Source organism: Dehalococcoidia bacterium, from assembly GCA_035574915.1.
Taxonomy (GTDB): Bacteria; Chloroflexota; Dehalococcoidia; order DSTF01; family WHTK01; genus DATLYJ01.
Map to the genome: position 1 here is coordinate 18,240 of DATLYJ010000122.1, position 17,706 is coordinate 35,945.

Consider the following 17,706-nt stretch of genomic DNA (forward strand, 5'->3'; position numbering starts at 1 on the left):
GGGCGCGAAGCGGTGTTCGACGGGGCCAACCCTGAATCTCGGAGTCTCGACGGCAGCGACTCCCGGGACAGGCATCGGGACGTGCGCCCCCGTGTCGGCGAGGAAGCCGACATCCAGCGCGGGGTCTTCACTTGTCCCGATGCGGAAGGTTACGAGCACGAATCCCACCTTCGACCTGGCCTACACCAACACCAGATTATCGCGGTGCACCAGTTCTGTCCCGTAATCGTGTCCAAGGACTTCGGCGATCTTCGAGGACTTGAGGCCGCGGATGGCCTCGGCATCGCGTGAGTCGTAGTTCGTGATGCCGCAGGCCACCTGGCGGCCGTCCGCGGTCAGGATCTGTACGGTGTCGCCGCGGGCGAACTCGCCGCAGACCTCGCGCACTCCCGCCGGCAGGAGGCTCGTGTTCCGTTCGCGTAGGGCCTGGGCGGCGCCTTCGTCTACCACCAGGCTCCCGCGCACGGCGAGGCCGGAAAGGATCCACCGCTTGCGGCTCTCGAGGCGGTCGCTCGTGGCCGGGAAAAACGTCCCGATGTGCTCGCCGTGCGCCAGGCGCAGCAGGACGTCAGGTTCGTTACCGCTGGCCAGCACAACGTCGGCGCCTCCTGCCGTCGCGAGACGAGCGGCCTTGAGTTTTGTCACCATGCCGCCGGTCCCTCCGCCCTCGCTGCCGCCGGCATAGCCCTCGATGGTCTCGTCAATCCGGTCGACGCGCCCCACCAACGTCGCGCGGTCGTCCAGCTTCGGGTCCGCGGTGTACAGGCCCTCCCTCGTCATCAGAATGGCCAGGAGGTCGGCGTCGATCAGGTTCGCGGTGAGGGCAGCGAGCGTGTCGTTTTCGCCGATCCGGCTCTCCTCCAGCTCTTCGACCGCGACCACGTCGTTCTCGTTCACGATGGGCACGACTTTGTAGTGCAGCAACGCCAGCAGGGTGTTACGCGCGTTCAGGTAGCTCACTCGGTCTGAGAGGTCACGACGCGTGAGTAACGTCTGGGCCGTGACTATTCCCTGTTTGGCGAAGAGGTGGTCGTACGCCTGCATGAGCTGGCTCTGGCCGACGGCGGCCAGCACCTGGCGGAAAGGGATGTCCCTGTGTGCCCGCTTGGCCCCGAGGCGGGAGCGCCCGGCCGCGACCGCGCCGGAGGTGACGACCACCACGCCGGCGCCCTCCTCGTGGAGGCGCGCGACCTGTGTGACCAGCGACTCCAGGCGCGCCAGGTCCAGCCGTTCCGTCCCGCCGGTGATCAGGTTTGTCCCGAGTTTGACGACGATGCGCCGGTAGCGCCGCGTGGAGCCCTTCATTTCAAGTGATTATAGAGTCGGGCGTATTACGAGGCCCGGCGGCGGCCAATGCGCGGCACTTCTCCCTCGCGGCCGCGCGACTCTGGCGATTGCATTGGTCCGAGGAAGCGGCCGTCCGCAGGCTCTGTCTGGATCGTGACGCAGGCGTCGGGCCAGCGCGCACAGATCTCGGCCTCTATGCTGTCGGCTATCGCGTGCGCTTCGGCGACTGTCATGTTCGCCGGCTGGATTATGTGGACGTCGATGTACGGGCGCTGCCCGGACCGGCGCGTCCGCAGCCGGTGATAACCAGCGATCCTGTCGCTGTGCCGCATGATCGCGTCTTCAACGAAGCGGACGTCTTCCTCGGCCAGGCTCACGTCCATCACGTCGTGCAGGGACTCCCAGAGGATGTGACCTGCGGTCCAGAACAGGTACAGGGCCAGGCCAAGGGCCGTCAGCGGGTCGAACAGCACTTCTCCGGTGAGCCGCACCAGGCCGAGCCCGGCAAGGATGGCCGCCGCCTGTACGACGTTCGTCCACAGGTGACGGGCGTCGCTCTCGATGGCGGGCGAACCCGTCACCCTGGCCGCGTACGACACGTAGCGCACCACGACGAGGTTTACCAGCGCCGTTATCACCATCGCGCCGACGCCCAGGTCGACGCCGATGCTAGCCGGAGGGTCCGCGATGCGCGTGATCGCCCTGTACGTGATGTACACGCCCCCGAGCCCGATCAGGAGCGACTGGATCATCGCCGCCAGCGTCTCGGCGCGGCCATGGCCATAGGGATGCGAGAGGTCGGGCGGCCGCATCGCGAAGCGCACGCTCAGGAAGGCAATCGCCGAGGCGATCACGTCCTGGGCGCTGTCGATGCCGTCGGACAGTACTGCCACCGAACCGGTGATGATGCCTGCGGCCAGCTTGAGCGCCATCAGGCCGCTGTTGGCCAGGAAGGAGACTACTGCCGCGCGGCTGGCAAGGTCTGACGGGACCGGGAGACGGAGGCGAGACATCATGACGCGGGCGCCCCTTCCTCCACCGAGAGACTGCCAGCCGCCTCACCAGCGTCCTCATCTTCATCCGAGCCCAGCCGGCTGCGAAGTCCCCGCCCCGGAAGCCGCCGCGCGACGAGCGCGAGGGCGATAAGGCCCACGATGACCCCGAACCAGAGCGTCCCGAAACGGATGATCAGAGTGCCCACCGCGGCGCCGGCCTCGGTCATGTCCAGGAGGCGCACGGACAGCCCGGTAATGCCCGCCTCCGCGACCCCCAGGCCGCCCGGCGTCAGGAGCAGGGCGCTGGCAAGCGTCGCTGCTGGCATGATGAAAGAAGCCTTCAGAAGCACGCTCAGGCTCGTCTCCAGCCCCAGGCCCTGGAGGACCAGAAAGAAGCCCAGCACCTCGAAGCCCCATGAGACTACGCTAAGCAGCGTCATGGACACGAGCGGCCAGGGGGCAAGGAGGGCGTAACTGCTGTCGTAGAACTGCTCCGCCTGCCGCGCAAACCGGCCGATAAGCGGCAGCGCCTCCAGGCGCTGAAGGAACCAGTGAGCCAGCGGCTGATTGCGGGCGACCAGCACGAGAGCGCCACAGCCCAGGATCACGATCAGGAACACGGGCCACGAGTCGCCGAAGACCAGCAGTCCCGCCGAGCCAAGCACGACGAGGGCGAGCATGTCCGTCAGACGCTCAGCCATGACGATGGGGGCGCTGCGGCTGAAGGGGGTACCGTGGAGCTCCCGCAGCAGGTAGCACTTCAGCCACTCGCCGACCTTACCGGGCGTCACGACCATCCCCAGGCCGGAGAGGTAGGTCAGCGCGCTCTCCTGTCGCGAGAAGCCGGATATCCCGATCGTGCGCAGGTAGTACTGCCACTTCAGGAAGCGCAAGGCATAGTTCGCGCTCGTCAGGGCAAGCACGGCGGGAAGGTACTCCCAGCGGAATTCGCCGAAGGACTCCATGACCGCGCTGAAGTCCGCGTAAGCGCTTAGCCCGACGAATACCAGCGCGCCGAGTATCAGGGACAGCAGCAGCCGCCCGCGCAGCTTATCGAAGGTCACGCATCGATTTTACGTCGCGCGGGCCGCTAGTCCGTGTGCCGGATGGCCTCCGCCCCTCAATCCTCCGTGTACTCAATCCTCCGTGTAATAGATGCAGCCGAAGACGTCGTAGAGAGTGTCCCAGGGCAGCGAGTTCAAGGCGCCGGCGTACACGTTCACCGGCTGCTGTGGCCCCGCGGAGAAGTAGTGGCCGGCGGGGAGGAATGTGTTCACCACGAGGTCGTTCGGACTCGTGGGCTCCGTGTAGACATCCCGCTGGGAGTAGAAGAGGAAGTCGCGCTTCAGCTGGACCCAGTTGCGATAGCGTGATGGCCGCGCCTGGTTGTATGTGACCGCCACGTACAGTTCCACGCAGCCCTTGCTGTGGTCATCGATGCTGCAGGTCAGCAGCCCCAGGGTAGCCCCGACGATCTTCACGTCGCGCTCCGGCCGGAAGGTGGCCAGGCGATAAGCGACCTCGGTGTTCTTCCCCCGGGCCGCTTTCAAGTTGCGCATGGTGTGGAAGTGAAACCGCTGGACCTCCGGCATCGTGAACTCCTTGCGGGCTCTGATTTTCTGATTATCGAGAATCCATCCAGCCGAAGACCATCGCCGCCACCGGCCTTCGGGCGGCGGCTGTCGGACCCTTCGGGCTGTCTCCAGGTACGCCGTCGCGAAGATGACATAAACACGCCGGGGCCGCTGCCAGGCACCGAGGGCCATTGTCCCCAGGCGCTCAAGGCCGGCCTTTATCCGGGGCCGAGCGGCGGTTTCGACGTGTCGATCCAGAGATGCAGGTTCGCTTCCGTGATCGCCGACCCCGCTGGCCAGCCGTGATACGCGCCCAGGTTCGCCAGCGCGGGCCAGGTCAGCGTGAAGCCGAGAGCCGCGTACGGCACGTTCGGGATCACATAAGCGAGCTTGGCCATGAGGCGGGCAAAGTCCTGCGCCAGTTCCTGCTGGCGCCTGAGTTCGAACTCCCGCCGGAGCGTAACGAGGGCGGCATTCACCTGCGGGTCGCCCGCCTCCGGGTTTCGCCCATCCGGCGTCATGCCCTCGAAGTGCGCCCCGTCCCTGTGCATCTGGGCGAAGAGCTGGTGCGCGGCGTGCGGATAAGACGCCGCTGCCCTGTAAGCGATACCGCTGAATCCCTTGCCCGCGCGGCCGCCGTTACGCCCCGCGGCGTAGGCGTAGTGGTAGTTCGGGAGCCAGTCGCTTGCGTAGTCGTGGGCTTCCAGTCGCACCCGGATCCCGCCGGCAGCGAGCATGCCCGACACCAACTCGGCGGTCCGGGCGTAGCTGGCGCCGTACTGCAGCCCGCCACTGTAGTGCAAGACCGAATCAAGGCCGTTCTCGAAGCCCGCGGCCGCGATTAGCTTTTTGGCTTCGTCCGGGCTGAACCTGTAGTACTGGCCATTGGGCCCGAACGTGTCCGAACGCGGGTCGAGCCAGTATCCCTCCCATCCCGCGCCGACTGCCGTGTGATAGCGCACGTCGAAGGGGAGACCTTCGGCCCAGAAGTGGCCTCGCCGTGTCTGGACGTCGATCATCGTCTCCCGGTCCAGCAGCATGGACACGGCCTGCCGCAGACGCTCGTCCTTCCAGGGGCTGTTGTCGGCGTAGCCGAAGGCCAGCGAGGAGGGGTTCGTCGCGTAGTGCTCGGCCTTGCGCAGGAGGAGCGCTGGCAGCTCTTTCTTCACGCTGACGATGTCTCCCTGGCTGGCGACGTGCGTCCAGATGTTTCCGGCCTTGAACTGCGCCAGCCGCGCAGCGTAGCCCCCGAAGATCGGCAGTTCGATCGAGTCGATGAACGGGCGGCCCTTCACGTGGTAGTCCGGGTTGCGTACCCAGGAGCGGAAGGTTGCGGCGCGGTTTTCGCCCAATCTGTAAGGGCCGTATCCTCTCAGCTCGTATCGCGGGTCGAAGCCTGCGTCGGCCTCCCTGGGGAGCACGTAGAACAGCCGGTCCGAGGCAAAGAGGGCCGTTATCCCGGCGTCCGGTTGCTTCAGCTTCACAACCACGGTGCGCGAGTCCGGGCTGGTCAGGCTCTCCACGGGCGCCGCCGGTGCCGCCGCGGCGTCGTAGGCGATGTCGCCCCGATAGGGGCTGAGCTTGAGGAACCGGTTCCAACTCGCGACCACGTCCTGGGCGTCGATCACGCGGCCGTTTACCGGTGGCTTCAGGTCCCATCGCAGTCCCTGTCGCAGCCTGAACGTGAGCTGCAGCTTGTCCGCGCTGAACTCGAAGCTCTCCGCCAGGTCGCCTTCGACATCTCCCCGCGCGAGATCCGGATGTCTGGCGGTGGCGAACTTCAGGAGGCGCGGATAGGTGTAAGCGGCGACCTGGGTGTGGACTGCCGTCGACTGCGCCGAATGCGGGTCGAAGCTGGGCACATCGGCAAGAGCGGCGCTCTTGAGCGCCCCTCCCGGTCGCGCCCTGGCGGTACTGTCTTCGGGCAGCGAAAGGAGGCCGGGCACCGGTGACGGCGTCGCCGCTCCCGGCGGCGGCCCGCAGGCAGCCGTTATCGCCGCGGCCAGGGTGCCTGCCGACGAAGCCGCGAGCATGCGGCGCCGACTCATACGCGCCGAGAGAGCGCGCCGCCAGTACCCTTTGCTGCCGGCCAAGGGGACTTGCCTCCGACTGTTATGCAGCCGCAACCCTATTGGATTGAAGCTGCTCCGTCAATGAAACGTTTGGCGGTCGCAGGCCACTTCGGGCTTCCTGGTGCTGCTCCGAGTCCGTCCCCGCCGGCCTGCCTCCCGTCGTAATACAATCCATTGCCGGAGGATGGGGTTATGCCACCGATTAGAGTCCTCGTATCCGGGTCGGGGCACATGGGGCGCGAGGTGCTGCAGGCCGTAGCGGCGGCCGAAGACCTCGAACCCGTCGGGGTGCTCGAGAAGTTCTCGAAGGAGGAGTTCCACTCCCTGCCTGGCGGCTCCGACCTCATACCTATGGGACACGAACCGGAGCCTTTGATCGGCCGCTGCCGGCCGGACGTAGTGATCGACTTCACGAACGCCGAGTGGACGCCGCGGGTAGCGAAAGCCGCCCTGGCCGCTGGCGCTCGACTCGTCATCGGGACCACGGGCCTCAGCGAGGCGTTTCTGCGGGAGTTGGAGCGCGAGTGCCGCGCGCGGAAGCTGGGCGCCTTCGTCGCACCCAACTTCGCCATCGGCGCTGTGTTGATGATGCACATGGCGGCCATCGCCTCCCGCTACTTCGACTGGGCCGAGATCACCGAGATGCACCAGGAGCGCAAGGTGGACGCGCCGTCCGGCACGGCTGTGACGACCGCGCGGATGATGGCTCAGGCCAGGGGCAAGTCATTCCAGCACAACGAGCCCGAGAAGCAGACACTGCCAGGGAGCCGTGGGGCAACCTATGAGGGCATCGCCATCCACAGCGTGCGCTTGCCCGGCCTCGTGGCCCATCAGGAGGTTGTCTTTGGCGGGCTCGGGCAGACCCTCACCATCCGCCATGACTCGACCGGCCGCGAATCCTTCATCCCCGGCGTCCTTCTGGCGACGCGAGAGGTGATGAAGCGCCAGGAGCTCGTTGTGGGCCTCGAGAACCTGATCGGCCTCTGAAAGCCCGCGCCTCATTGGCTAACGAATCCTCAGAGGCCTCCGGGAGCGTAAGTCCTAATGGCAGCCCACTTGTCCTGTCCTGAAGGGAGCCCGTCCCCATGCTTCGTAGTTTCATGCCCGCCGTCCTGTTTGTAATCGTCCTTGCTGGCGCCGTTGCCGCTGCCTGTGGTGGCGACGATGACGGCGGAGGCGCCGCGGCCTCCCCGACGAGGCCCGCTGCCGCCGCGGCCAGCCCGACCTCGGCGCCCGCCGCGGCCAGCCCGACGAGCGCGGCCGGCGGCACTGGCAACAGCATTACGATCGCTGATTTTTCCTACTCGCCGGCCCGCATCACCGTCCGCGCCGGCCAGCCCGTCCAGCTCACGGTCACGAACGGCGGCCAATTCCCTCACACCTTCACGGTTGACAACCTGGTCGACAGCGGCTCCCTGGCGGCTGGTCAGACGCGCAACGTGACCTTTACTCCTCCGGCGGCGGGCCAGTTCACCTTCTACTGCACCATCCACGGCCAGGCGCGCATGAGCGGCCAGCTAACCGTGCAAGGGACCACGGGTGCGGTCCCATCCGAAGGCGCCCCGGCCGGCCAGAGCACCTCGGCGTCGCAGCCAGCGGGCGATGCGACCCCGGCGACCCAGACCGGTTACGACTACGGCTACTAGGCCGTCCGTCAGGCGGAGAGTACCGGCCACGGAACAAGAAACAAGGACCAGGCTAGAATCTCCGTCCCGGGGCCTCAGGCTCGGGCGGCCTGCTTCCGGCTTACCGTTACCGCTTTCTCACCTGACCAGTCATTTAATTCGAACATAGCATTTGGACACCGCGATTTAGATCGCATATCATGAGGTGGCTCGCCGCACGGCGAGCCTCATCTTTCCCTGTCGGGTGGAACCAGGTGCGGCATATGGCGAAGAGCTACAACGTAGCGGTTGTTGGCGCGACCGGAATTGTTGGCGAGGAGTTCCTCAAGATCCTCTCCAAGCGCACCTTCCCGCTGAAGTCCCTCAAGCTCCTCGCGTCGCACCGCTCCGCGGGCAAGCGTATCCCCTTCCGCGGCGACCTCCTCGAGGTCGAGGCCCTCACCCCTCAGTCCTTCGAAGGCTGCGACATTGCCTTCATATCGGCGACGGACGAGGTCTCCCGTGACTACTGCCCCATCGCTGCCAAGGCGGGCGCCGTCGCCATCGATGACTCCGGTGTCTGGCGCATGGACCCGGACGTGCCGCTCGTGGTGCCCGAGATCAACCCCCAGGACGTCGAGAACCACAAGGGCATCCTTGCCATCCCTAACTGCTCGACGACCCCGGTTGTCCTCACCCTGTGGCCCCTGCACCAGCGCAACCGGGTTCGGCGCATCGTGGCTTCCACCTATCAGTCCGTATCCGGCACTGGCCGCGCCGCCGTCGATGAGCTTCAAGCCTCCACGAGACGCGTAATGGACGGCGGCACCTTCCCGCCGCATGTGTACCCGCACCAGATCGCGTTCAATCTGATCCCCGAGATCGGGTCAATGCGAGAGAACGGCTACACGAGCGAAGAGATGAAGATGGCCAACGAGTCGCGCAAGATCATGCATGACGAGTCCATTGCCATTTCCGCGACCTGCGTGCGCGTCCCCGTATACTTCGCCCACAGCGCCGCCGTAAACGCCGAGTTCGAGCACCCTATCGACCCTACGGAAGTGCGGCAGGTGCTGTCCTGCGCGCCGGGCGTCGTCGTCCAGGATGACCTCGCGGCGCACGTCTATCCGATGCCGGCGGACGCCGCTGGGAAGGACCCGGTATTCGTGGGCAGAATTCGCAGAGACATCTCCACCGAGAACGGCATCACCTTCTGGGTGGTCGGCGATAACCTGCGCAAGGGGGCCGCCCTCAATGCCCTGCAGATCGCCGAGGAGATGATTTCGCGCGGCGTCATATAATCTAGGCCCCGCCAGGCCAGTTCAAGCACGGCCGGAGGATGGCTATGACCCCTGAGTCTGGGAACGGCACGGCCCGCTCGCGCCAGGAAATAGGCCGTCTCCTGACGGCGATGATCACTCCCTTTACCCCCTCAGGAGAGGTTGACTACGGCCAGGCGCAACGCCTGGCCGTGGCCCTTCTCGACAGCGGCAGCGACGGCGTGGTTGTTGCCGGCACCACCGGCGAGGCGCCTACCCTCAGCGCCCGCGAGAAGGTCCGGCTCTTCGGGGCGGTGAAAGAGGCGGTAGGCGACCGGGGGACCGTACTGGCCGGGACTGGCACCTACAACACTGCCGAAAGCATCGAGCTCTCGCGGGAAGCGGAGCGGGCCGGCGTGGACGGCCTCCTCCTCACCGTGCCCTATTACAGCAAGCCTTCGCAGGAAGGCATTTACCGCCACTTCGAAGCCATCGCTGCGGCGACCCACCTCCCCTGCGTCCTCTACAACATACCGGGCCGCACCAGCGTCAACATGGCCCCCGAGACCATCGTGCGCGCTGCCTCGATCCCCAACGTGGTCGGCGTCAAGGAGGCAAGCGGCAGCCTTGACGCCGTCGCCAGGATTGTGGAGGAGGCAGGCCCCGAGTTCCGCGTCTGGAGCGGCGACGACCAGCTGACCTTGCCCATGCTGGCCGTCGGCGGTTACGGAGTGATCTGCGTGACCTCCCATCTCACGGGCCGCCAGGTGAAGGCGATGATCGAAGCCCACCTTGCCGGCAGGGCCTCAGAGGCCGCTGCACTTCATCGCCGGCTCCTGCCGCTGATGAACGCGCTCATGACCATCGCCAGCAACCCGGTACCGGTGAAGCACGCGCTCAATAAGCTCGGCTTCGACGCGGGCGGCGTGCGCTTGCCCCTCTGGGACCTGGACGCGGCGGCGTCAAGCCGCCTCATGGCCGAGGTCAGCCGCCACCAGATCGACCTCCCTATCGCCGCCGCAGCGCGCTAGCGGCCTCGCCGCTCGCGGCCCTTCGCCGTCGGCGAGACAACCTCACGCTGACGCTTAGAAGAACAGCTCCTGCGCCTGCTCAGGGTCCATGTCCTTGAGCTTCACCAGGATGACGTTGCCATCAGGGTCGGCGCAGTAGACTCCGTATTCGAGGCGGCGTAGGACGCTGCCGCCGGCCGCCACCAGGTGCTCGATCCCGACTTCGAGGTCGTCGACGGTCCAGAACAGACGATGGGTCTCGCGGCGGCCGCCGGGCTTCTCTCCCTGAATGAGGTCGAGCACGACGTTGCCGTAACGGATGGTTGCGATGCGCCTGTCCTGGCCCGGGTCCTCCTCGTCCCGCAGGACCTCGAAACCGAGGTCGTCGCAGTAGAAGCCCAGAGAGCGCTCGATGTCCGCGACGTAGATCGCGGCGCCCAGCTCGATGATGGCCTCGAAGCCGTTCACGCTGCCTCTGCCTGGCATCCGCCGTGGCCGGACCGCGACCGAGGCCGCCGGTGGCGGATCAAGCCTTCTCCTGTTGCTCCAGCTGGTACTCCACCACGGCCTTGATGGCCTGGTGGGCGAGGATGATGTACTCGTGCGGCAGTAGCTCCAGGGGCCGCATCTCCTCGTCGCGCATGCCCACCGGGTCGCTGTCGTCGCCGGAGAAGTCCATGCGCATGATCAGCTCGTAGAGTTCCCCGTCTCGCCCGACGACTATGCAGCCGCGGTTCGGCCCCGCCAGGACGCCGGCGTCGACCTCGATGCCGTAGTTGAAGAAGGACCCCGGATAGGGCGGGAAAGGGTCGAGGGACGCGACCGCGGCGTGGAGGATGTCACGGAGCTGCTGGGCCGCGCGCTCCACCACGAGGTCGGCGTGGGCCTTGCGGGCAAGCGGGTCTGTGTCTGCCGTCATCGACGTACCTCTTTGTGCTCGTCGGTAGTATAACCGCCGCCTCTCGATTGGGCCGGAAGGCTCTTCAATATGCAAATTGACGCTGTGCTATATTCGATTGGAGGCGTCTATTGCGCCTGCGAAGGCGGTCGTCGCGACGACTCTCCGGCCTTCGCCGGGATATCGAGTTGGAAGCCTCAGCAGGGTTTGGCTCTTCTATTGCGCCGGGTAGCTCTCGGTCTCTGTCGCGGCGGCGTCCCGGCAGTGGGCGAGTGATGCGCCGCGGAAGGTGACCATGCAGGCCACGCGTCAGGAGATCCTCGGCTACCTGCGTCGCCACGGCGAGGCGACGGTGAAGGAGCTTGGCGACCTCCTCGGGCTGACCTCGACGGGCATCCGCCAGCACCTCACGGTGCTGGAGCGCGACGGCCTGGTGCAGGTACGGGAGACCAGGGGGCGAGTCGGTCGCCCCGCCCTTGTCTATTCCCTCACCCCCTCCGGATTGGCCCTGTTTCCCAACCGCCACGATGACCTCGCCAACCTTCTCCTGACCGAGATAAGGGCGATAGCCGGGAGCCAGGGCCTGCAGAGCGTCCTGATGCGCGTGGCCGCGCGTTCGGCCGAGCCGTACGAGCCGCGTGTCCGGGGGCTGGGCCTGGCGGCGCGCGTGTCCGAGGCGGCGGCCATCATTAACGAGCGCGGCTGCCTGGCCGAGACGGAGGCCAGCGGCGATGAGTTCCTGATCCACCAGTTCACCTGTCCCTTCCCCAACGTGGCGCGCTACAACAGCGGCGTTTGCGCCATGGAGGTCGAGTTCGTGCGCCGGCTCACCGGCGGCGACGCTCGTCTGGTGCGCAGCCTGCTGCGCGGCGACAAGTCGTGCACCTACCGGGTCCGCGAGCCGAGCTAGCCGGGGCGAGACTCTCTCACTGAGGTAGCCCCACGAGGCCTCTCTTCCGTCCGCGCCGGCTCTGGCGGGCACGGAGGTGCCTGCCTGCCCGCGGGTGGGCACTGGGCCTCCTGGCACCGACCCGCCCGCGCTCCCCGCCGCGGCTGTAGAATCTGGCGGGACTGTATGTCGGACGTGACCGCCCTTAGCGCCGATCTGCTCGCGGCGGGCCGCGATGCGCTGGCGCGCGGCGCCTGGACGGAGGCGAAGGACCGCTTCCGCCGCGTCCTCGAGGTCGAGGAGTCGCCCGAAGCGTTGGAGGGCTACGCCCTCGCCTGTTACTGGCTGGACCACGTTACGGAGCTTTTCGACACGCGCGAACGGGCCTTCCACGCCTATCGCGCCCGTGGCGACCGGCGCTCGGCGGCCCGGGTCGCCACGGCGATTGCCGTGGACTTCGGGGACATCCGCGGCGAGCTTGCGGTCGCGAGCGGCTGGTTCCAGCGCGCCGCGAGCCTGCTCGCTGATATCGAACTGTGTGACGAGCACGGGTGGCTCGAGTTCTGGCAGGGCGTAGTCGCAGCCGCTATCGAGGGAGACGTTGCCAGGGCTCGCAAGCACCAGCCGGAGGCCCTGCGGCTGGCGCGCGAGCTGAAGAACTTCGACCTCGAGATGATGGCGGTGGCCCTGGATGGCTTCGCGATGGTGCGCGAAGGCCGCGTCGAAGAAGGCTTGCGCCGGCTCGACGAGGCGACTGCCGCGGCCGTCTCGGGTGAAATGTCCGACCTTCTGGCGATAGGGACCGCCTGCTGCGCCGCGATCTACGCCTGCGAGGCCGTGGCCGATTACGACCGCGCCCGGCAGTGGTGTGACCGCGCCACCGACTTCTGTCGCCGGTGGGGCCTTGCTTCGCTCTTTGCCATCTGCCGTTCCTATTACGCCACGGTGCTGGTCTGGCGCGGTGACTGGGCCGAGGCCGAGGCGCAACTTATGGCCGCGGCGCGAGAGCTGGAGACGAGCCGCCCCGGCAACGCCTCGGAGGCGCTCGCGAAGCTCGGCGACCTGCGCCGGCGCCAGGGTCGCCTGGCCGAAGCGGAGGAGCTCCTGAACCGAGCCGAGACGCACCCCATGAGCTTGCTCGGCAAAGCGGCGTTGGCGCTGGACCGCAGCGACCCGTCCTCGGCGCTCGACCTCGTTCGACGCTTCCTGCGGCGCATCTCGGACGAAGACCAGGCCGAGCGCGTCTTCGCGCTCGAGGTCGCGGTCCGCGCGAGCATAGCCAAAGGGGACCTCGAGAGCGCGCGCATGGACCAGGAGCAGGCGGCTGCCGCGGCTCAGGCCGTCGGCACGGCGTCGCTCCGCGCCTCAGCGTCACTCAGCGCCGGCCTTGTCGCCCTGGCCGAAGGCGAACTGCAACTGGCAAGGGAGCGTTTCGAAGACGCCATCGACCTGTTCGAGGTGACAGGCAACGGCTTCGATGGCGCCCGCGCCCGGCTGGAGCTCGCACGCGCGCTGCAGGCGCTCGGGCGCCCTGAAGCCGCTACCGAGCAAGCCGCCGCGGCCCTGCAGCGCTTCCAACGGGTTGGCGCCGCCTACCACGCACAGCTCGCCGCCAGGGCAGCCGGTGCTCTCCCCCGCTCGGGCAGCGCCGGCCAGCCGAGGCCGCTGCCCGGCCTCACCGCCCGCGAGAGCGAGGTCCTCTGGCTCCTGGTTGAAGGGCGGACCAACCAGGAGATCGCCGACGAGCTCGTGCTGAGCGTACGCACGGTCGAACGGCACATCTCGACGATCTACGAGAAGCTGGACCTGCACGGCAAGGCGGCCCGCGCTGCCGCCACAGCCTTCGCCCTCCGCCACGCCTCCCCCACCTAGACTAGGCCCGATTTACGTGTAGGGAATGAGGCGTTTTGCGTGTAGACACGCACGCGCGCCCTCCCCAGCCCTTTGTAGGCTTCTGGCATCCCGCGGGGCTTGCCGGACGGCCGGTCCTCGGACACCCGGCGGGTCCCCGGGATCGAATTGAGGAGGTTGGACGTGGACAGAGAAGCACTGGCTGGACTGGCGGCGGGTTTGCGCGGCGGCGTCATCGCGGCGGGCGACGAGGGCTACGAGCAGGCGCGTCAGGTGTGGAACGGCACCATCGACAAGCATCCGGCGCTGATCGTGAAGTGCCAGGGCGCCGCCGACGTAATCGACGCTGTGCGCTTCGCGAAGCAGCACGGGCTTGGAGTCTCCGTCCGTGGTGGCGGACACCACGTCGCGGGCGGCGCCTTGCTCGATGGTGGGCTAGTGATCGACCTCTCGCCCATGCGCTCGGTGCGCGTCGACGCGGCGGCGAACACCGTGCGCGCCGAGGGCGGCGCCCTCATCAGCGATGTCGACCGCGAGGCGGGAGCCTTCGGCCTCTGCGTGCCGCTGGGGGTCGTCCCGGACACTGGAATTGCAGGCCTCACACTTGCCGGTGGGCTCGGCCTCCTCCGGCGCAAGAGCGGCATGACCAGCGACAACCTGATTTCCGCGGACGTGGTAACTGCCGGCGGCAGCCTGGTACGGGCCAGCGCCGAGGAGAACCCGGACCTCTTCTGGGCCCTGAGGGGTGGCGGCTGGGACATGGGCGTCGTCACCTCTTTCGAATTCCGCGCCCGCCCCATCTCCCCTGAAATCTTCCTAGTCTTCACGGCCTATCCAATCGAGGAGGGCCGCACGGTGCTTCGGAATTTCCGGGAGTTCATGGCAGGAGCGCCCGATGAGATGAGCCCTCTCGCCATCGTCTGGACGTTTCCGGAGGAGCCTTACCCGAAGGAACTCTGGGGCCGGCAGTTCGTCGCGGTGGTCGGGATTTACGATGGGCCGGCGGATGAAGGCGAAAGGGCATACCAGCCGTTGCGTCAGCTCGCCACGCCGCTGATGGACGCCAGCGAGCGCACCACCTACCTCGCGGTCCAGCACTTGTTCGCCGAAGACTATCCGAGCGGCCGCCGCTATTACTGGAAGTCGAGTTACCTGCCGAAGCTGGGAGACGACGCGATCGACACGTTGCTGGACTTCGGCCGCCGGCGGCCTTCGCCGTTGAGCAGCGTCGATGTCTGGCCCCTCGGCGGCGCGCTTGACCGCGTCGACCCGCAGCAGACGGCGTTCGGACAACGCGGCGCGGGCTACCTCATCGGCATCGAGGCTAACTGGGAGGACGCGGCAGCCGACGCGGCCAACGTGGCCTGGGCTCGCGAAACGACGGCCGCCCTCGAACCCCATTCCACCGGCGGGTCCTACCTGAACTTCGAGGACGTGCGCGACCACGCCGTATTTGCCCGCTCGCACGGGGCAAACTTCGATCGCCTCGCGCAGATCAAGCGCAAGTACGACCCGGACAACCTCTTCCGCTCACGGCGCCTCGCCTGAGGAGCCGGGCGACCCGACCACCGGTGTCACCTCGCGGCCCCGCCTGCCACGCGCCGGGGCCGCGCCCCGCCGGTTCGCGGAAGGCGGGGCTCACGTCCGACCGTCATCCGGTCCGCCTTGCTCCTGATGCTTGCGGCGCAGATGCAAGGGAGGATGCCGGCCTCCTCCCACACCCGGCGGCCCACGGCCCCGGTGGCTGATGACTCGCCAGCCGTGTTGTCGAAGGCATCGCCATGGCCGCGCGCGGGCCAGCCGAACGCGGACGGATAGAAGGCCACCGCGATCGCGAATCCTCGGATCCTCTGACCGGCCCGAGCGGCGCAGCCACCGACGGGAGCAGTGTTGCCGCAGAAGACGCGGCCGGTCGCCCTTCAGGCGTGCGCGGCCGCGCGCTCCTTCTCAGCCGCCTCCACCACCTTCTTCGCCACGTGCTCCGGGACCTCTTCGTAGTGGTCGAAGCTGACCTCGAAGGTCGCGCGGCCCTGGGTGAGGGAGCGGAGGTCGGTGCTGTAGCGTAGCATCTCCGCCGCCGGCGCCTGGGCGTCGATTACCGTCACGCCGTCCTCGGGCGTGATGCCAAGCACCCGCGCCCGCTTGCCGTTGAGGTCGCTGACGATGTCGCCGGTGTAGGCCTCGGGCGCCTTCACTCGCACGTTCAGGATCGGCTCCAGGAGCACTGGGCGTGCCTTCTGCGTGCAGGCCTTCAGCGCCTGCGAGCCGGCGAGCTTGAATGCCATCTCCGAGGAGTCCACAGGGTGGTCCTTGCCGTCCAGCAAGGTCACGCGCAGGTCCACCATCTGGCAGTGCGCCAGCGCACCCTCCTGCAGCGCCTCGACCACTCCAGCCTCTACAGCCGGGATGTACTGCTTCGGCACGTTGCCGCCGACGACCTTGTTGACGAATTCGAAGCCGGCGCCGCGCGGCAGCGGCTCGACGGACAGCAGCACCTTGGCGTACTGACCGTGGCCCCCGGTCTGCTTCTTGTGTGTGTACTCCGCGCTCGCCGCGGTCGTGATCGTCTCCTTGTAAGGCACCTTCGGGGTCTGGAGCACGATGTCCGCGCCGAACTTGCGCTTCATCTTCTCGACGGCGATCTCGACGTGCGATTCGCCGAGGCCGCTGAGGATGGTCTCGCCGGTATCGGGGTCGCGCTGCACGCGCAGCACGGGGTCCTCTTCGGTGATACGCGCCAGGGCGGTGGACATCTTCTCCGTGTCCGCTTTCGAGCGCGGATAGACGGCCACATTGAAAGTTGGCGAGGGGAAAGCGATAGGGGGCAGGATGATCGGCTTCTCGCGCAACGTGAGCGTGTCGCTCGTCACGGTCTTGTCGAGCTTGGCGACGGCGCCGATGTCGCCCGCGATCAACTGCTGCACTGGCTCCTGGGTCTTGCCGCGTACCATGAAGAGCTGGCCCACGCGCTCGTCAGCGTTCTTGTTCGCGTTCCAAACGTGCGAGTCGGCTTTGAGGACGCCGGAGAACACGCGCAGGTAGGTGAGCTTGCCGACGTAGGGGTCGGCCGTCGTCTTGAAGACTTGCGCTGCCAGTGGACCCGAGACGTCCGCCTTCAGCTCGACGGCGGCGCCCGAGCCGTCCTTCGCGGTTACGGTCCGGGCCGCGGGCGAGGGGAAGTACCTGGCGATTGCGTCCAGGAGAGGTTGGAGGCCCACCACTTTCGCGCCGGAGGCCACCATTACGGGCACCACGGTACCGGAGGCGATCCCGGCCTCCAGCCCCTGGCGGACCTCGTCGGGCGTCAGCTCTTCGCCTTCGAGGTACTTCATCGTCAGATCGTCATCGGCCTCGGCCACAACCTCGAGAAGGGCCTCCCGCGCCGAACTGATCTGGTCGGCCATATCCTCCGGGAGGTCGGCCGGTGCTGCCTTGTCGCCAAGGAAGGCCTTCATGTCGACGACGTCGATGACGCCCTTGAAGCTGTCCTGGCTGCCGATGGGCAGGTGGATGGGGACGCAGCGCTTGCTGAGCACTGAGCGCACCTGCTCGAGGGTGGCCGCAAAGTTTGCGTTCTCGCGGTCCATGCGGTTGATGACTATCGCGCGCGGGATCCCCCGCTGCTCAGCCATCCCCCAGGCCTGCTCGGTCCCCACCTGCACGCCGGAGGCGCCGCAGACCACCACGACGGCGGCGTCCGCTGCCGCCAGCCCGCTATAGGCATCGCCGATGAAGTCGGCGTAACCGGGTGCGTCGATGAAGTTGAGCTTCCGGTCCTTCCACTCCGTGGGAAGGATCGAAGCGTTGATGCTGACCTTGCGCTTTACCTCATCGGGGTCGAAGTCGGACGTCGTCGTCCCGTCCTCGACCTTCCCCATGCGGTTGATGGCGCCGGAAACGAAAAGGGCGGCCTCGGCAAGCGTCGTCTTGCCGGTGCCGCCGTGTCCGAGGAGGACGAGGTTCCGGATCTTCTCTGTGGGGTAGTCCTTCATAGAGCGGTGGCCTTCCGTCGGGTCAGAGTCGAGCGTCGGCGGCGCCCCGCCGCTGCGAGCAGACGGGGTGTAGTAAGCGATTGTAGGCCAGACGTATGGTGACGGCCAGTGACCGACATATGGCCGAGCGTGGTTCGTTTTCGCGGCCGGCACAAGACCGGGGCGCCGCGGCCGCCCTGGTAAGAGGCGCGTACGCGGTCAAGCAGAGCAGAGGCTTTCAAGGGCTTGTCAACGAAATGTCAATAGTGCAGTCCTAATCTGGTCACGCCACACCC

15 protein-coding genes are annotated in these 17,706 nt (G+C 67.2%); 7 read left to right on the forward strand and 8 right to left on the reverse strand.

Annotated features, from left to right (window positions below; genetic code table 11):
• Window positions 1-180: 180 nt before the first annotated feature.
• From proB to VNN10_11525, 5 genes are all read right to left on the reverse strand, one after another.
• Window positions 181-1,305: a glutamate 5-kinase gene (gene proB, locus VNN10_11505; GenBank protein HXH22647.1), complete on the reverse strand. Its 1,125-nt coding sequence runs from the start codon at window positions 1,303-1,305 to the stop codon at window positions 181-183.
• 26 nt (window positions 1,306-1,331) lie between these two features.
• Window positions 1,332-2,303 (reverse strand): cation diffusion facilitator family transporter, encoded by a 972-nt coding sequence (locus tag VNN10_11510; protein HXH22648.1) that lies wholly within the window; start codon window positions 2,301-2,303, stop codon window positions 1,332-1,334.
• Window positions 2,300-3,346, reverse strand: a complete 1,047-nt coding sequence (locus tag VNN10_11515) for a lysylphosphatidylglycerol synthase transmembrane domain-containing protein (GenBank protein HXH22649.1) — start codon at window positions 3,344-3,346, stop codon at window positions 2,300-2,302. The genes VNN10_11510 and VNN10_11515 overlap by 4 nt, the downstream gene beginning before the upstream one ends.
• 72 nt (window positions 3,347-3,418) lie before the next feature.
• On the reverse strand, window positions 3,419-3,874 hold the full coding sequence (locus tag VNN10_11520) for a hypothetical protein (GenBank protein HXH22650.1): 456 nt from the start codon (window positions 3,872-3,874) through the stop codon (window positions 3,419-3,421).
• Window positions 3,875-4,074: 200 nt separating this feature from the next.
• Window positions 4,075-5,889, reverse strand: coding sequence for an ABC transporter substrate-binding protein (locus tag VNN10_11525; protein HXH22651.1), 1,815 nt, complete (start codon window positions 5,887-5,889; stop codon window positions 4,075-4,077).
• Window positions 5,890-6,120: 231 nt separating this feature from the next.
• Here VNN10_11525 and dapB point away from each other — a divergent pair, with 231 nt between their 5' ends.
• From dapB to dapA, 4 genes are all read left to right on the forward strand, one after another.
• Entirely contained in the window at window positions 6,121-6,915 is a 795-nt protein-coding gene (gene dapB / locus VNN10_11530; protein HXH22652.1) for a 4-hydroxy-tetrahydrodipicolinate reductase, read from the forward strand.
• 98 nt (window positions 6,916-7,013) lie between these two features.
• The gene (locus VNN10_11535; protein HXH22653.1) at window positions 7,014-7,574 is read left to right on the forward strand and encodes a cupredoxin domain-containing protein; all 561 of its coding nucleotides are present in this window, start codon (window positions 7,014-7,016) and stop codon (window positions 7,572-7,574) included.
• Between the two features lie 242 nt (window positions 7,575-7,816).
• The gene (locus VNN10_11540; GenBank protein ID HXH22654.1) at window positions 7,817-8,833 is read left to right on the forward strand and encodes an aspartate-semialdehyde dehydrogenase; all 1,017 of its coding nucleotides are present in this window, start codon (window positions 7,817-7,819) and stop codon (window positions 8,831-8,833) included.
• Between the two features lie 44 nt (window positions 8,834-8,877).
• Complete coding sequence (dapA, locus tag VNN10_11545; GenBank protein HXH22655.1) at window positions 8,878-9,822, forward strand: 4-hydroxy-tetrahydrodipicolinate synthase; 945 nt, start codon at window positions 8,878-8,880, stop codon at window positions 9,820-9,822.
• 54 nt (window positions 9,823-9,876) lie between these two features.
• On the opposite strand, the gene VNN10_11550 is transcribed toward dapA, so the two are convergent.
• Both VNN10_11550 and VNN10_11555 read right to left on the reverse strand, forming a co-directional pair.
• The gene (locus VNN10_11550; GenBank protein HXH22656.1) at window positions 9,877-10,269 is read right to left on the reverse strand and encodes a VOC family protein; all 393 of its coding nucleotides are present in this window, start codon (window positions 10,267-10,269) and stop codon (window positions 9,877-9,879) included.
• A gap of 58 nt (window positions 10,270-10,327) precedes the next feature.
• On the reverse strand, window positions 10,328-10,720 hold the full coding sequence (locus VNN10_11555) for a hypothetical protein (GenBank protein HXH22657.1): 393 nt from the start codon (window positions 10,718-10,720) through the stop codon (window positions 10,328-10,330).
• 274 nt (window positions 10,721-10,994) lie between these two features.
• On the opposite strand from VNN10_11555, the gene VNN10_11560 reads away from it, so the two are divergent.
• The 3 genes from VNN10_11560 to VNN10_11570 all read left to right on the forward strand — a co-directional run bounded on the left by VNN10_11560 (window position 10,995) and on the right by VNN10_11570 (window position 14,987).
• On the forward strand, window positions 10,995-11,609 hold the full coding sequence (locus VNN10_11560; GenBank protein HXH22658.1) for a helix-turn-helix domain-containing protein: 615 nt from the start codon (window positions 10,995-10,997) through the stop codon (window positions 11,607-11,609).
• A gap of 165 nt (window positions 11,610-11,774) precedes the next feature.
• A complete protein-coding gene (locus tag VNN10_11565) occupies window positions 11,775-13,460 on the forward strand; it encodes a LuxR C-terminal-related transcriptional regulator (protein ID HXH22659.1) in 1,686 nt (561 codons plus the stop codon).
• A gap of 162 nt (window positions 13,461-13,622) precedes the next feature.
• Complete coding sequence (locus VNN10_11570; protein HXH22660.1) at window positions 13,623-14,987, forward strand: FAD-binding oxidoreductase; 1,365 nt, start codon at window positions 13,623-13,625, stop codon at window positions 14,985-14,987.
• A gap of 371 nt (window positions 14,988-15,358) precedes the next feature.
• On the opposite strand, the gene fusA is transcribed toward VNN10_11570, so the two are convergent.
• Window positions 15,359-17,431, reverse strand: a complete 2,073-nt coding sequence (gene fusA, locus VNN10_11575; protein HXH22661.1) for an elongation factor G — start codon at window positions 17,429-17,431, stop codon at window positions 15,359-15,361.
• Window positions 17,432-17,706 lie beyond the last annotated feature (275 nt).